Source organism: Streptomyces sp. NPDC004658, from assembly GCF_040609555.1.
Taxonomy (GTDB): domain Bacteria; phylum Actinomycetota; class Actinomycetes; order Streptomycetales; family Streptomycetaceae; genus Streptomyces.
Map to the genome: position 1 here is coordinate 1 of NZ_JBEXKG010000173.1, position 15104 is coordinate 15104.

The window sequence follows — 15104 nt, forward strand, 5'->3', positions numbered from 1 at the left end:
CGGTCAAACCCACCGACCGAGCGAACCCCGAAAACACCAGCTCACCGCACCGTTCCCCCCTCCACCCACCCGACGAACCCAATGCCTTTCGCACATTCGCACACCCACGAGGGCCTGGCAGGGCCGCGCGCGCCCGCGGCGAACGTATCGGGCGGCCGCCGGCGATGAACGAGGAGCAGATCCGGCACGCTCGCGCGCTGCTCGCGCAGCCGGAGAACACGATCACCTCGATCGCGAAACTGCTCGGTGTCTCCCGTACGACGCGGTATAAGTACGTACCGGAGTTGGTCGCTGGCCGGGACTCCTTGGTACCGCATGCTCGTGCGGGCCTACCCGCGTCGCACTGATCCTGTCATGCGTTCGGCTTGCGTTCTGAAACGACTGCGGCGTCCTGCCCGCGGGCAGGACGCCGCTGATCACTGGTGGCGGATCCACCAGAGTGTGCCGGTGACGACCGCGCCACCCGCAGCCGTGGTCATTCCGCGAACTAGGCCGTAAACGGCAGTGCGCACAAGAGACTGCAGGGTATTGGCGCGTCGGCGCTTGCAAAGGTCGGGGTTGCGACCCCTGCCCTTCCAGAAGATCCAGCGAGGCCGGTGTGCCGGTTCCTTCTGCGGGCCCGTAGGCTCTGATTTAGTGCTGATGGTTCCTCCTGGTGTGGAGCTGTCGGTTCGCTTCACGAGGCGGCTCCCTGAGGCAACAGGGGGCCGTCGCCCTTTTTGGGGCGACGACGGCCGCAGCCGAACTCCGCAAGTTCTGGGCGAGTTCGGCGCTCTCACATCCAGTCTGAAGGACTGTTCCCACCACTTGGTCACTCGGGTTTGCGCTGGTCAGCGGGGGTTCTTTGGTTGCCAAGGCTGGTCATTGTGAGGTTTTAGCGTGCCATCGGTTGTCATCGGTAGACTTACCTGGTCGGAGGCCAGGGGAGGGGTTCGATGGCACAGGTCTTGCGCATGCCGACCGAGGCGGAGCTGCCGGACGGGCCGCGACGCCAATTTGTTGAGGCGCTGTTCTCGTATTACCGGGATGCCGGACGTCCCACGCTGCGGGCCATCGCCGACGACATCGCCGAGAACTCGGAGTTCGACGCCTTCACGGCCAGCCGGGAGACCATCCGCAAGATGCTGCGGGGTATGACTGTCCCGCTGAGCTGGGCCGTAGTCGATGCAGTTCTCACGGTGCTGTGCGAGCGAGCCAGCATCGACCCAGACATGCAGCGCTGGTCGGGCGGTTTCACTGACGACCCGACCACGCATCGGCAGGCCCTGCGGAACCTGTGGAACGAGGCACTGGACGCTCCACCCCCTTCGCCCGCCCCGCTGTCCGGCTGGGGAGGCCGAGCCTCTTACCCCGATGAACCGCCGTTCTGAGGCTTGCCCAGGCAGCTGAAGCCGGACCAGGTGTCCGGCTTCGGTCGCGTGTATGTCACGTCCGGGATTCGGAGGCTGGGGGCTGGTCGTCGTTCCGGCTGCCGGCGAACCACAGAGTCCGAACCATGTCGGCCGCCGCCCGCCGCCGGGCCGGCTTCTTCGCGTACACCGCGGTGAGCGCCAGCACGACAATCAGCAACAGGTAGAGCAGTACGACCGCGAGCAGGGCCCACGCGAGCAGTGGAACGCGGGCGAGGAACGGCAGCAGCGCCGTCACGGTGACCCCCATCAAGTGCCAGAGCAATCTCCGCACTGACGGGGCGGCTTACCGCAGCAGACAGCGCCCGGTCCGACGATCTTGGATCGTCAGCCGGTTCACCCTCCGACGGAGCAGTCTTGGGCGGAGGGGTCCGTCGCTGCGTACTCTCCGGCGGTCGTGAGCCACCAGCCGGGCGGTCCCGGTCGAGAGCTGCTTCAAGGGTGCCATACCGCGGCACGAAACCCAGCGGCCGTGGCGTACCCCCTCAGCGTCACGGCTATCGGCATAACTGTGACGCCGAACCGACCCTATCGGGCGCCTGCGGGCTTCCGGTGAGGGCGCGTCAGGTGGTGGGCTCGGTCGGTTTCTCGTCGGCGCGGCCGCCGGCGCCGAGCGTGCGCCGCGGTGTCGGCGTCGTCGCCGAGTGGGCGCCGAGCACACCCCGGGCGCGCAGCTCGTCCAGGTCGGGCTTTTTCACCCCGGAAGCCGGGTGCGGTACCCCGCCGAGCGGGGCGGTCTGCCCGGGGTGGGGGCGGGGCGCGGGGCCGGGTGCCGACCCGGCGCCGCGTAGCGGGGTCGGCAAGGGGGCGCGGTCGCGGAGCGCGGTCTGGGCGCGGAGCGCACGGCCGGACCCCTGGCGCGCCGGGGCAGCCGGCGCGCAAGGGGTCCGCCCCCACCCCTGGAAAAGGGCTGTCCCTGCGCCCTGTCGCGCCTGCTGCGCCCCGCCCGGTCCCGAGCGCACCCGAGGGACGCCGGGGCCCTCCAGCGGCGCGCTGTAGGGCTTCGCGGAGCGGGAGCAGAACTGGTCTGGTACGACTCCCGTACGCTGGCGCTCAGTTGCTGGCTCTTGCCTCATCGCCTCGGGGTTGGCCACCCGCGCACTTGAGCGCGGGGGAGCATCGGTGCCACCCCCCAGAGCGGTTTACCCCCTGGATGCTCGCCGGGCCGTCTGAGGCACCGCTAAATTCCTCAACGTATCCGCACGACTACGCGGAGTGAAGGAGGAAGGTATGCGCTCAACGTTAGTTCGCCGACTGGCCGTTGCGGCATCGGCGGCCTTCGTGCTGGCGGGCATGGCCGGCTCGGCTCAGGCTCAGCCCGCCGCTCAGGCACCGTACCCGGGCGGGCTGATCACCTACTCGATCGAGTTCTCCAACCCCCAGGAGAACGACGACAACGACCTCCCCGAGCCCTACGGCCGGGTCTTTGTCCAGGACGGCCTGCGGCAGACCGCCCTGTGGGAGCACCCGGACCTGGACATCAACACCCCCACCCTGCCGCGCTACCCGGAGGCCGGAGTCACCCACCGCTACGCCGACCACTTCATCAGCGAGGTGTGCGCCTTCGTGGGTGAGGACGACACCGGCATCAACGCCGACGACGTCCTCGCCAACGGCTGCGAACCCTTCCACGGCCCCGGCGTCTACACCATCCCCGGTGAGGACGGAGAGGTGACCGTCACCATCTACCACATCGGCTGATCCCTGCCGCTGCACGGATGCCCTGCGCCTCGTAAGGCGGCGCAGGGCATCCGTGCTGAGGAGCGACGACCCGATGTACAGGTTTCAACAGGGGTCCGGGTCGGGGTTCAGGCACGGCGTGGGCCTGAAGCGCCGTGGGCCTCGCCATCGAGGCTGTCTTCCGCTGTGTCGTGGGGGAACAGGAATTCTTCGAGCGCCGTCGTAATGAAGAGGAATGCCATCATCAGGACTGGCACGAGCAGGGCAAACAGGATCACAGCACCTCCCGCAGGGTCGGTCTGTGGCACCTGGTTGGGCCGCCTTCAGGATGCGCCCGAATGGCGTAATGCGCATTTCGTCCCGAGCTGTGTTGTCGCCGGGGTATCCACAGCGGGATGCGTTCAAGCGGCGCTGCCGGGGCCTCCGCGAAGCCGGAGTCAGAAGAGGGTCAGCCCCCCGCTGTCCGGGGCGTCTGGCGCGTGGTCACGGGCTGTGGCGCGCGCGACCGTGAGGGCGGTGCGCGCCGTGCGGAGCGGGTACCCCAGCCGCGCGGCAACGTCCTGAGCGCTCGCGGCCGGCTCCTGCTCCAGCAGCGCCGCCACCGCCGCCACCCGCAGCTCCCTCAGCGCCCGGTGCGCGCTGTCCGGGTGCACGCCGAGGCGCCGGCTCACCTCCGCGGCCGTGACAGCCGGCTCAGCGGCGAGCAGAGCGGCGGTGCGCGGCACGATCTCCTGACGGGGCAGCCCGTCGCGGGCGCCGGGCGGACGACCCCCGCCCTGGCCCCGTCCCGGCCTGTCCTCCAGCCACGCCACCACCACGGCGCGCGGCCAGTGCTCCACCCCGGCCGCCTCACCCGCCAGCTGCTGCCCGCGCACCTGGACCACGTGCGCGGCCAGCGCCGGATCACGCCGGTAGGTCTCCCACGACCTGGCCGTCACCCCCGCCAGCGCCGCCGCCTCGGGCGTGTCCAGGAGATCACCGGGGGCATCCTCGATGGGCAGCGGCGGCACCGGCAGGCCGGCACGCCACGCGTCCACCTGCTCCACGTCGTACAGCAGCACCCGTGCCGCCGCCGAGCTGACCGGTGCCGGATGCCCCGCACGCCGGTGCATCCGGCGGTTGCGGTACGTCCCCAGCGCCCGGCCCTCCAACGCCGCCAGATCAGCCAGGGTGTACACACTGCGGCCCGCACGGATCACCACGAGTCCTCTCCCCGGGGACGGCCCAGCCCCCGATACACTGCTCCCGGATGCCTCCCTGGGGAGGTTTTCCGGCCGGCCGGCGCCCGTGCCACCCGCACCTAGTGCGGACTGAGGGCGTCGGCCCTTTTCGTCTTACGGTGCTGCTGCCTCGAAAGGGCGTCAACACTATATGCTGCCGGGCGCCGTTACCGGCGCAGCCGTTTTATCCGCCCACCGCGAAAATCCCTGCCGTTCTTCATGATCAGATGAAGCGAGGCGCTCAACTGCGATCAAACGGAGGGCGGGGATTTCCGCGATGCACTGCGCCCGCTTGCCTTTGTAAGGGAAATGCTTCGGGGCACGTTGAGTGTCTTTCCATGACTCCTCAATCTCTCGCGGACAACCTGACTACCCCCTCCGGCCCGGTCGGATTCAATGTGAATAGCCTCAAGCCTCACTCTCAGGGCGGCGTTTCCCGCCGAGCATGCCGCGCTCGTCGCACGCGAGCGCGCTAGCCAGGGCCTCGGTGAAGTCGCGTGATGCCCGGTTTGTGTTCGTGAGGTCCCAGGAGGTGAGGGGCGCCGAGCGTCGCAGGCCCCACGAACTCGTGTGCTGATAGCTTCGCGTCCGTGATCGTGTATCCGCTGTGGCATGTCGGCCACCAGAACGAAGCCGGCGACGACGGCTCGACAGTGCACGTCGATGAGAGCGGCGTGTTCTGCGACGAGGCGGACGGCGACGACGTAAAGCTGCTCGGCATCTACTCAACCCTCGAACGGGTTGAAGAGCGTATGCGTCAGGCTCGACTGCTACCAGGCTTCCGTGATGAACCGGAGTGCTTCCACTTCGACGCCTACGAGCTCGATGAGGACCATTGGGCCGATGGCTTCGTTCGAGTTCCGCCGGGAGAGTAGGCCGGTGGGCAGAGTCCCGGTGGGATGCCGTTCCGTGGTTACGTAACTCCCAGAGCTTCGGTGTAGTTGCATGACGTTCGGTTCGTGATCATCCGAGGCCGAGGAGTGTGAGGGGTCGGTGAGGGTCGCGGGCGTTGCGGCGGAGGCCGGCCGCGATGTTCTTCACTCCGGCTGTGCGGAGGGCTCCGATGGCGAGGTTGCGCCAGGTGGCCATTGCGCGGGGTGCGTTGCCGGTCCGCAACTGGGAGGCGTCCTCGGCGAAGGTGGTGTCGCGGACGTGGTGCAGGGCCTCGATCTTCCAGTGGTCGCGGACGAGTCGGGCGAGCTGGGACGGGGTGGCCTGCTCGGCGGTCAGGCTGGTGACAGCGTAGACCGTCTTGACGGTGGTCTTGCCGGACTTGCGGTCGGTGCGGCGGCGCTTGATCTGGACGGCCTGGCGGGTCCTGGGGAAGAGGAGGCTGTTCACGGTGGCGGCCTTGATCCGGCGGATCTCCGAGCGGCCGTGGCCGACACCCTTGGTGCGGCCCTGAAGCGGGATGTCTTTCCAAGGAAGGGACTTGAGCTGTCGGCGGAGCTTCTTCTGGTTGCCCTTGACGATCACGATGTAGTGGGCGCCCCGGCCGAGGAGGTAGTCGGCGTGCTCGCGCTGGGTGTGCATCGCGTCGCTGGTGACGACGGTTCCTGCCAGGTCAGCGACGGTGTCCAGCAGTGGCTGGAAGCACGTGATCTCGTTCGTCTTCTCGCCGACGTCCAGCTGGGCCAGGACCAGGCCTCTGGTGTGTTCCAGCGCGGCGAGCAGATGGATCTTCCGGCCTTTCGCCTTGGCCGCACCTCGCAGGCTCTTGCCGTCCACGGCCAGGCCCCGCAGCCCGGCGGCCTCGGCCCTCTTCGGCCGACAGTCCGCGAGCCAGCTCCCGACGGCCCGGTCCAGTGCGTCGCCGTCGATGCGGGCCAGCAGCCGCCGGACCGTCGTTTCTGCAGGCAGGAACCGCTTCGGGAACAGTGGGTCGAGGCGTATGCCGAGGCGTTGAAGGATGTGCGGCGGGGCGTCGGCGATCCACTCGCTGACTGCCAGCACAGAGGTCGCCCCCGCCAGAACCGCGCACGCGGTCAGCGCGAGCACGGCAACCAGAGCGTGCCGTACGCCGCGTGGGTCTCGTGGGTCGGGCACCTCGGCCAGCCGCTCCAGCAGGCGCGGGACCTCGGCGGATACGACCCCGGGATGCTCGCGGAGCTGGTCAAGGGCAGGCGGGATCGGCGATGATGCGTCGGCAGGCACGGTCTTCCACTCGGATCACGGGGCGTCGAGAACTCCATGATCTTGGAAGCCGTGCCTGTCGCGTTCCGGGGCACTGCCGAACTGGCAGATCATCATGAACCGGGCATCACGCGACTACGCCGAAGCCCTGGCGCGCTAGCTAGCTGCCTAGCGCGCTTGCTAGAGAGCCTGCTAGGGCGCTGGCTTGGGCCAGCTAGGCTGCGCGGTACGGGGTCGGGCTCCGCCGGTCCGGCCCCGTACCTCCGGCGGCGCGTGGAGCTACCAGGCCGGCCGTTGCCGATGTACTTCGTCCGGTCGCGCGCCACCCTTCGAATGGGCCACATTGCCGCACCGCGGCGACGGCTCCACCGGCCGGTACCACCGAGGAAAGTCGATAGCCCCTGGTCTTCGAGGGGAAGACCAGGGGCCACCTGCCATGACAGGGCGGTCACCAAAGCCAGCGGTTCCCAACCCCACGCCGGCGAGAACTGGGACCGCACAACACTCCGGTGCACGCGTGTCACCTCACCCAACGTGCAGGAACCGCAGCGGTCACGGGCCCGTCAACCCAGCATGCTCACGCATCCCTTCACGGCCCTGTTCTCGTATAGCTACGGCGAACGGACATGTAGCGCTCCGTAACCATCTGGCAACGGTCCTGATCTTCTGACGTTCTGACTGGTGCTCGGTCGCCACGCTGTGGTGATCCAACTGGTTGGCGAGGGAGTACGGGTGCGGCAGGACTGGGAGCCGGAGGACCTGATCGAGGTCTGGACGCTGCTCGAAGACGACATGAAGCGGTTGCGGAACAAGTCGGGGGCGAACCGGCTGGGTTTCGCGATGCTGTTGAAGTTCTTTGAGGTGGAGGCTCGGTTTCCCGAGACGGTCAAGGAGATGCCAGCCGCCGCGGTGGAGTACGTGGCTCAGCAGGTGAAGGTGCCAGCGGAGGCGTGGGCCGCCTACGACTGGCAGGGCAAGGCGGTTCAGCGTCACCGGGGAGAGATCCGGGCGGCGTACGGGTTCCGGGCGAACACCGAAGAGGACCAGGAGCGGCTGGCTGAGTGGCTGGCCGCTGAGCTGTGCCCGGTGGAGCTGTCGCGGGATCGGCTAGCGGCGGCGGTGGTGGCCCGGTGCCGCAATGACCACATCGAGCCGCCGGCCCCGGGACAGGTCGGGCGGCTGGTGGGCAAGGCGGTCAAGGACTTCGAGGCCCAGTTCTGCCGCAGCAGGGTGGAGCGGATCTCGCACGCGACGCGCTCGCGCCTGGAGGACCTGGTCGCTGGCAGCCAAGACGAGACGGGCGAGGGCTCGGTGGCGGGCGGCGGGCGGTCGCACTTCGCCGAATTGAAGGCCGACCCGGGGGCGCCGGGCCTGGAGAGCCTGCTGGCGGAGGTGAACAAGCTGGAGCGGGTGCGGCGGCTGGAGCTGCCCGCGGACTTGTTCGCGGACGTGTCGGAGAAGTTGGTGGACGCGTGGCGGGCGCGGGCGTCGAAGGAGTACCCGGCGAACCTGGAGCGGATGAAGCCTCCGCGGCGGCTGACGCTGCTCGCCGCGCTGTGCCATGTGCGGCAGACGGAGATCACCGACTCGCTGGTGGACCTGTTCATCCAGCTCGTGCTGAAGATCAACACCCGTGCAGAGCGGAAGGTCGACAAGGAGCTGAACGCCGAGCTGAAGAAGGTCCGGGGCAAGGAGGGCATGCTGTTGCGGGTCGCGGAGGCGGCGCTGTCGGAGCCGTCCGGCACGGTACGGCGGGTGATCTACCCGGTGGTCGGCGGGGAGAAGACGCTGAAGGCCCTGGCGGCGGAGGCCGCGGCGAACGAGGCCCGCTACAAGGCCCGGGTCCGCACAGTGCTGCGGTCGTCGTACTCGGCGCACTGGCGCCGGATGCTCTCGCCGCTGCTGGGCGCACTGGAGCTGAAGTGCAACAACACCGCCTACCGGCCAGTGATGGACGCGATCGACCTGCTCCAGCGCTACTTGGACCAGCCGCTGAAGGAGGGCGCGTTCTTCGATGCGGCGGAGAGTGTGCCGCTGGCGGGGGTGGTGACTGAGCAGTGGCGGGCGGCGGTGGTGGACGACAAGGGCCGTGTCGAGCGCATCCCGTACGAACTGTGCGTGCTGGTGGCGCTGCGAGACGCGGTGCGGCGCCGGGAGATCTGGGTGGTGGGGGCGAATCGGTGGCGTAACCCGGAGGACGACCTGCCGTCGGACTTCGAGGACAACCGGGACGTGCACTACGCCGCGCTGGGTCAGCCGCAGGACGCCGGAGAGTTCATCACCGCCCTGCAAGACAAGCTCCGTGCTTCGCTGGACCGCTTCGAGCAGGCGCTGGAGGAGGGCACGACGGGCGGGGTGGCGATCGTCAAGAAGCACGGCGAGCCGTGGATCAGGGTCTCCCCACGCGGCAAGCAGGAGGAGCCCGAGAGCCTGGTGGCGGTCAAGGGTGAGATTGAACGCCGCTGGGGCACCATCGACCTGCTGGACATCCTGAAGTACGCCGAGTTCGACACGAACTTCATCGCCGAGTTCACTTCGGTGGCCACCAGGGAGATCCTGTCGAAGGATGTGCTGCGGCGCCGGCTGCTGCTGGTCCTGTTCGGGCTGGGCACGAACATGGGGATCAAGCGGGTCGCGGTGACCGGCAAGCACGGCGAGAGCGAGGCCACCCTGCGGCGGGTGCGGCACTTGTTCGTCAACCGCGCCAACATGCGCGCGGCCTTGCGGAAGCTGGTGAACGCCACCTTCGCCGTCCGGGACGAGATGTGGTGGGGAACCGGCACCGCGTGCGCCTCCGACAGCCGCAAGTTCGGCGCCTGGTCCTCCAACTTGATGACCGAGTGGCACCAGCGCTACCGGGGCCCCGGCGTGATGATCTACTGGCACGTCGAACGGAAATCCGTCTGCATCTACAGCCAGCTCAAGAGCTGTTCGGCCTCCGAGGTCGCCTCGATGATCGAGGGCGTGCTGCGGCACTGCACCGACATGGAATTGGACCGGCAGTACACCGACACCCACGGCGCCTCCATCGTCGGGTTCGCCTTCGCGCACATGCTCGACTTCAAGCTGATGCCCCGGCTGAAGAACATCGGCTCGGCGAAGCTGTACCGGCCGGCGGCCGGGGAGGACGAGAACTGGCCGAACCTGGGCCCGGTGCTCTCCACCAAGACGATCGACTGGGACCTGATCGCCCAGCAGTACGACCAGATCGTGAAGTACACCACCGCCCTGCGGCTGGGTACCGCCGAGGCCGAGCAGGTCCTGCGGCGCTTCACCCGGGGCGGGCCGAAGCACCCGACGTACCGGGCGATCGAGGAACTGGGCCGGGCGGTGCGGACCTCGTTCGTCTGCGACTACCTCGCCGACGTCGAGATGCGCCAGGAGATCCACGAGGGGTTGCAGGTGGTGGAGAACTGGAACAGCGCGAACAAGGACCTCTTCTACGGCAAGGACGGCGATCTGGCCGGTGCGGACAAGGAGTCCCAGGAGGTCAGCATGCTCGCACTGCACCTGCTCCAATCCGCGTTGGTGCACGTCAACACGCTGCTGATGCAGGAGGTTCTGGCCGATCGGAAGTGGGCGGACAAGCTCACCGACGCGGACCGCCGGGCGCTATCCCCGCTGTTCTGGACCCACGTCAACCCCTACGGCCGGTTCGAGCTGGACATGAACAGCCGCCTCGATCTGCACCTGTTCACCCGGGCGACGGTGCCCGGCCCGCGCACCCCGCAGGGGGAGGCAGCCGCAGCTCTGGCGTGACGCCTGGGCTCCGGGCCTGGCCGGAGCCCAGGCGAAGACGACGTTGCCCCGCACGCTTGAAGCAACCTGGGGTGCCTCACTGCGACGTGGCTGCGGGAAGGGATCGTGGCGCTTGTTTCCGTGATGGTTCCATGGCATCGCGCCGGCGGCGTGTGCTGGCGCAGGGCAGTTCCTGGCGGTGCGGCTTCTATCGTTCGAAGCGAAGCGCTACCGACGGGGGACCAGACGGTCCGTTGCTGCGGAGCGGCTTTACCGCGCCGGTGGGCGGAAGCTGCCAATGCGCGGACCAAGGGGCCTCGTCTCCGTCGCATGGACGAAGGGAAGGGACGCCGCGGGTGAGGGTAGTGGGGGAAGGGCCCACGGCAGGACGGTGCTGAGCAGCGGGCCTTCGAGGAGGTCGGCGGTGAGGTGTCCGCCGATGCGGTCACCGACGGCTTCAAGAGCACCGAGGACGGCCGGTAGGCCCTGGTGGTCGTCCTGGTGGCGTACGGCCGCTTCCCAGAATGGGTGGGCATCGGCAGCTTGCAGGGAGGATGCCTGTCCTGGTTCGAAGCGCTCGCGTGGCTGTCCGTCCGCCCAGTGCTCCAGGATGTGCAGTGCGTTGGCTCCCAGGTTGACGGCGACCGTCTGCGTGCCCTGAGAGAGCGCCGCGAGGACTGCGGGCATGATGCCCTGAATGCCGAGAGTCTCGAAACAGAAGGTCCATTCTTGGAAGATTCCGACTCTGAGGACGGAGGTGTCCGGGCCCGGCTGGAGGATCTCGTAAACCTGGGGGAATGCGATGCTGCGGACTCCGGAGGGGTCGGCTCCGTAGCGTTGGAGAACTGCCGCGGGGGTCATGCCGTGGGTGAAGGTGAGGCAGAAGCCCTCGTAGCGGCCATGCAGCATCCAGTCCCAGCTCGGGGAGGACTTAGTCATCCGTGCTCCTGTAGTTCTGTGGGGACGCGGCTGTCCCCGGGTTTTCCCCCGGGGACAGCCGTTGGAGGGACCAGGCTGTGATTACGACATCGAACTTCTCGAGATCGAGGACACGCTCGGTCTGGTTGTTACTGCCCAGCTTGCCGCCGGCCGCTGAGTTCTGAGTCGATGGAACGTGGCCGCGGACGCACGGCTCGTTGAGGGTGACCGCAGGAGCGTTGGGATCCTGGTAGAAGTTCCAGACGCCGTTCTCAAGCAGGGGAACGATGTCCGCGCACAGCCCGCCGTTCGTGCCTCCCTGGTATGACCCGGCGAAGGGGTATTCGTCGCAGGAGTCGTCGGGGACGGTGGCCGGAAGCGTCACAAACGGCCTTGAGGCCCCTGCCCCGCACGTGTTCGTGCGGTTCGCCGTCTGTGCACTCGTGTCGGCGAGCCGTTGAAGGGGGTTGTCGTCCGCTCCCCAGTGGTCGATCAGGTTGTTCTCAGCCCAGCCGTACGTGGCTGCCGCCGCGCCGTACGTGGACAACGGCAGGATGAGCTGAGCGCGGATGCTGGGGATGACGCAGCCGGTACTGGTGTTGTTGGCGAAGGTGGTGTCACAGCGGACCTGGCGGGGGTTGCTCCAGGTGGCGTCCTCGATGATCGGGACGGCCCCGGGCTGTGTCACGTTCAGGTCGTAACTGGGGGTGATGTTGCTGACCAGGCCCGCCCCTGGCGTCGCCAGGAAGGTGACGCTGCCGGAGGCCGATTGGCCCACCGTGAGAAGCCGACTACCGGCCCAGGCGTTGGGCACGGTGGCGGTGCAACTGGCATCACAGCTGGCCGTGAATCCCACACTGAGCTCCTCGACCAGGCCCGTGGCCTCGGCGAGGGTGACCGTCTCCGACTCCTGCCACTGACCGCTCGATGCCGACAGGGTGGCATTGCTGCTGACCGTCAGGACACCGGTGCCGAGGATCTCCCCGGGGTTCTCCTCGTTGTATTCGGTGTAGGTGACTTCGCCGTTGTTGAGGCAGTAGTCGTGGCGGTGATAGTAGTAGGAGCCCGCCGTGACGCTGCACGTCGCCGCATCCGCCTGGGCAGTGTCCAGACGACTGCTGTCCACCGCGTTGCTGCTGCCGGACAGGCCGGTCACCTGGATACACGCGGTGGTGGCTCCGGCTTTCCGCGCGGCTGAACCTGCGGGCAGCTGTGTACAGCGCTCCGTCGAGGATTTCATGGGGCTGGCCAGATGCGGGGCCGGGTGAGCGGCGCGGTCCTGCGGGGTGAACGAGCCGATCAGCTTGCCGTGGGCGGGAACCGGGGTACCAGCCTGAGCTCCAGGCGCGCTGGTGAGAGCTATGGTGGCTGCAGCCGCGAAGGATATAAGGGCTGCGAGCGTGCGTCTTTTGCGGACCTGCATGAAGATCCCTTCATGGGAGGCTCGATGTGTGTCGCCTTCAACTTCCCGGGAAGCGGCATGATCGTATGTTCGGTCCCGACCAAGCCACTAGGCACAGCAGACTCATTGGCTCGATATCACCCAGCGATCGTCCGTTCACCGAATGTTGTTCACGGGCAACGGGCGCCACGTGTTCGCAACAGGCTCTCTTCAGGAACGCCGAAGAACCGGTGCGTTGACGCGACCGGACCAGGGAGGAGCCCCTGGGTTCGTTGCGGCTTCCGTAGCTGAACCTGGCCGTCTCCCATCCCGAGCCATCGGAGTTCAGCTATGGTCATGACTCTCACAAACGATCCTTTCTCGGAGCAAGATCAACAGCACTCGCTGGGAGCTTCCGGGAAGCCGGATTAACTGTCAGAACTCGTTCTCACCCAAAAGCAGAGCAAGGCATGTTCTGGGAATGGTTTGTGACACCATCCAGGGTCATGACGGAACCTCAAACCGCACAGGCGAGCGACGCGGACGACGTCGAGCGCCACCCCTGCCCGCGCTGTCACGCACAGCCAGGCTCACCCTGCCGCTCGCGTTCCGGAGCGGTCGCCGGCACCTACCACACCGGCCGCTTCACCAAGGTGCCCCGGCTGGCCAAGCTCCTGCGCGTCCCCACCCCGGCCGACCGCGGCCCCGGGCAGCCGTGGCGGCCCGGCACCCCCGCGCCCGCGCCCCTCGACCCGGACACCCCGAGCACGGACATCCGCCTCGGCTACGCCCGCTGCTCGACCCTCGGGCAGGAACTCGACAGCCAGCTGGACGCGCTCGCCGCGAAGAACATCCCCCGGGACAAGATCTTCGCCGAGAAGATCAGCACCCGGGTGCGGGTCCGCCCCAAGTTCGAGGCCGCCCTCGCCGCCGCCCGGGAGATCAAGGCGCACGCCCCGCACTGCCGGGTGATCTTCACGGTGTACGAGATGAAGAGGCTCGGGCGGGACGCCGCCGAGCTGACCGCGCTCGCCGACCACCTCGCCGCCCACGGCCTAGTCCTTGAGATGCTCGCCGGGCCCCTGGCCGGGATCTACGACCCCACCGGGCACGGCCGGCTGCTGTTCGCGTTCTTCGCCGCGATGGCGGAGACCGAGCGGGAGAACATCCGCGAGTCCACGCTCGAAGGACTCGACGCCGCGGCCCGCAAGGGCAAGCACGGCGGCCGGCCGACCGTCATCACCGACGACATGCTCTACACCGTCCTGCGCCGCCGGGCGAACGGCGAGACGGTCGAGCAGATCCAGCCCGACCTGATCATCCCCAACGGCAAGCGCAAGGGGCAGAACCCGAGCCTGTCGAGCATCTACCGGGCGCTCGCCGAGCGCGAGAAGCGGCAGGCGTATCCGGGGGCCGTCGATCAGGCGCACGCCGACTTCGCTGCCCTCCAGAGGGCCGGGAGCATTCCGGGCCAGATGACGGAGAGCATCAACACCGCCGAGAACACCAGCCCAGGGCCATGATCAATCTCAGCGCTACATCCTGTACCGCAACTACTCAGACCCGGGTAAGTACGGCGGCCGGCCCCCGGTCATCACCGACGACATGCTGCACACCGTGCTGCGGCGCAAGGCGCTCGGCGAGTCCGTCGAGCAGATCCAGCCCGCCCTGATCATCCCCACCGGCAAGCGCAAGGGACAGAACCCGTCCGTCGCCAGCATCTACCGGGCGCTCGCCGAACACGAGAAGACCCAGGCGTACCCAGAGGCAGTCGAGACGGCACACGCCGACTTCGCCGCCCTTCAGCAGCGCGACCGCAGCCCCGCGTAGTCACTCAACGCTACATGTCCGTTCGCCGTAGCTATACGAGAACAGGGCCTTCACGCTGACGGGTTCAGTCCGAACAACGCGTCCGTCCCGGTGATAGGGAGCAGGCGCATCACGATCGATGCTTTCACGTCGGTCAGCTCAAAGGAGATCCGTCGTCGCAGGGCCGTCTCCCGCGCCTCCATCAGCGTCCTCAGCCCGGAGCAGTCGCAGAAGGTGACCTGGGACATGTCCACCATCACACGCCGCACTCCCGGCACCTGCAGACAACGGCCGAGGATCTTTTGAAGATCCTCGACGGAACCGAGGTCCAGTTCGCCGAAGGCCGCCACCCTGATCGTGTCGCTCTCGTCGGTGATGGCCGACCGGAACCGTTCGAAGCCGTTCACGCCCGCTCTCTCCCCGCCGAGCGGCCGATACGCGAGCGCACCGTCTCATGGGACAGCCCCACCAGCCGGCCGATTCTCCGCAGCCCCCAGCCCCGCTGGGGCCGCGGCCGCCATCGACGCATCGACCGCGTTCTCCGTGACCCGTCCCAGTTCGTCCCGCAGCCGGGCCGCCAGCCTCAGTCTGGCCTCGGGCGCCAACCGCCCAAGGCCGCGGCAGAACCGCTCCACCTCAGCCACCAGCGAATCGATCTCCGGACGCCCATCCATGAAACTCGCCTGCCACACACCCCGGGGTGTCTAACAACTTGACACTAAGACGTCGTTTCCTTTGGCGGTTTGGCTCGTTGTGTTGAGCATGACGAGTCTTGCCGAGCGGTTGGTGCCGGATGAGTTGTGGGAGTTGTTCCGC

At 67.9% G+C, this 15104-nt stretch carries 15 protein-coding genes; 7 read left to right on the forward strand and 8 right to left on the reverse strand.

Going from position 1 to position 15104, the window contains the following annotated elements:
- The first annotated feature begins 164 nt into the window (after positions 1-164).
- Positions 165-347 (forward strand): helix-turn-helix domain-containing protein, encoded by a 183-nt coding sequence (locus ABZV94_RS35025; protein WP_356347809.1) that lies wholly within the window; start codon positions 165-167, stop codon positions 345-347.
- Positions 348-935: 588 nt separating this feature from the next.
- Positions 936-1370: a hypothetical protein gene (locus tag ABZV94_RS35030; protein WP_356347811.1), complete on the forward strand. Its 435-nt coding sequence runs from the start codon at positions 936-938 to the stop codon at positions 1368-1370.
- Positions 1371-1425: 55 nt separating this feature from the next.
- On the opposite strand, the gene ABZV94_RS35035 is transcribed toward ABZV94_RS35030, so the two are convergent.
- Positions 1426-1659, reverse strand: coding sequence for a hypothetical protein (locus ABZV94_RS35035; protein WP_356347813.1), 234 nt, complete (start codon positions 1657-1659; stop codon positions 1426-1428).
- A 313-nt stretch (positions 1660-1972) separates the two neighbouring features.
- Positions 1973-2107: a hypothetical protein gene (locus tag ABZV94_RS35040; RefSeq protein WP_356347815.1), complete on the reverse strand. Its 135-nt coding sequence runs from the start codon at positions 2105-2107 to the stop codon at positions 1973-1975.
- Positions 2108-2639: 532 nt separating this feature from the next.
- Between ABZV94_RS35040 and ABZV94_RS35045 the strand changes: the two genes are divergently transcribed.
- Positions 2640-3110, forward strand: coding sequence for a hypothetical protein (locus ABZV94_RS35045; RefSeq protein WP_356347817.1), 471 nt, complete (start codon positions 2640-2642; stop codon positions 3108-3110).
- A 107-nt stretch (positions 3111-3217) separates the two neighbouring features.
- Here ABZV94_RS35045 and ABZV94_RS35050 read toward each other — a convergent pair whose 3' ends face one another.
- Both ABZV94_RS35050 and ABZV94_RS35055 read right to left on the reverse strand, forming a co-directional pair.
- Positions 3218-3367, reverse strand: coding sequence for a hypothetical protein (locus tag ABZV94_RS35050; RefSeq protein WP_356347819.1), 150 nt, complete (start codon positions 3365-3367; stop codon positions 3218-3220).
- A gap of 159 nt (positions 3368-3526) precedes the next feature.
- Positions 3527-4291: a hypothetical protein gene (locus tag ABZV94_RS35055; RefSeq protein ID WP_356347821.1), complete on the reverse strand. Its 765-nt coding sequence runs from the start codon at positions 4289-4291 to the stop codon at positions 3527-3529.
- A 608-nt stretch (positions 4292-4899) separates the two neighbouring features.
- Between ABZV94_RS35055 and ABZV94_RS35060 the strand changes: the two genes are divergently transcribed.
- Positions 4900-5184, forward strand: a complete 285-nt coding sequence (locus ABZV94_RS35060; protein WP_356347823.1) for a hypothetical protein — start codon at positions 4900-4902, stop codon at positions 5182-5184.
- Positions 5185-5272: 88 nt separating this feature from the next.
- Here the strand turns inward: ABZV94_RS35060 and ABZV94_RS35065 are convergent, their stop codons facing one another.
- On the reverse strand, positions 5273-6463 hold the full coding sequence (locus ABZV94_RS35065) for an ISAs1 family transposase (RefSeq protein ID WP_356347825.1): 1191 nt from the start codon (positions 6461-6463) through the stop codon (positions 5273-5275).
- A gap of 711 nt (positions 6464-7174) precedes the next feature.
- Between ABZV94_RS35065 and ABZV94_RS35070 the strand changes: the two genes are divergently transcribed.
- Positions 7175-10201: a Tn3 family transposase gene (locus ABZV94_RS35070; RefSeq protein WP_356347827.1), complete on the forward strand. Its 3027-nt coding sequence runs from the start codon at positions 7175-7177 to the stop codon at positions 10199-10201.
- A gap of 249 nt (positions 10202-10450) precedes the next feature.
- On the opposite strand, the gene ABZV94_RS35075 is transcribed toward ABZV94_RS35070, so the two are convergent.
- Together ABZV94_RS35075 and ABZV94_RS35080 are read right to left on the reverse strand one after the other, a co-directional pair.
- On the reverse strand, positions 10451-11119 hold the full coding sequence (locus tag ABZV94_RS35075; protein WP_356347829.1) for a DUF6461 domain-containing protein: 669 nt from the start codon (positions 11117-11119) through the stop codon (positions 10451-10453).
- Positions 11112-12521, reverse strand: a complete 1410-nt coding sequence (locus tag ABZV94_RS35080; protein WP_356347830.1) for a hypothetical protein — start codon at positions 12519-12521, stop codon at positions 11112-11114. Before ABZV94_RS35080 ends, ABZV94_RS35075 begins: the two co-directional genes overlap by 8 nt.
- 464 nt (positions 12522-12985) lie before the next feature.
- Here ABZV94_RS35080 and ABZV94_RS35085 point away from each other — a divergent pair, with 464 nt between their 5' ends.
- A complete protein-coding gene (locus tag ABZV94_RS35085) occupies positions 12986-14002 on the forward strand; it encodes a recombinase family protein (RefSeq protein ID WP_356347832.1) in 1017 nt (338 codons plus the stop codon).
- 82 nt (positions 14003-14084) lie between these two features.
- Entirely contained in the window at positions 14085-14309 is a 225-nt protein-coding gene (locus ABZV94_RS35090) for a hypothetical protein (RefSeq protein WP_356347834.1), read from the forward strand.
- A 50-nt stretch (positions 14310-14359) separates the two neighbouring features.
- Here ABZV94_RS35090 and ABZV94_RS35095 read toward each other — a convergent pair whose 3' ends face one another.
- Complete coding sequence (locus ABZV94_RS35095) at positions 14360-14695, reverse strand: STAS domain-containing protein (protein ID WP_356347836.1); 336 nt, start codon at positions 14693-14695, stop codon at positions 14360-14362.
- Positions 14696-15104: the final 409 nt, after the last annotated feature.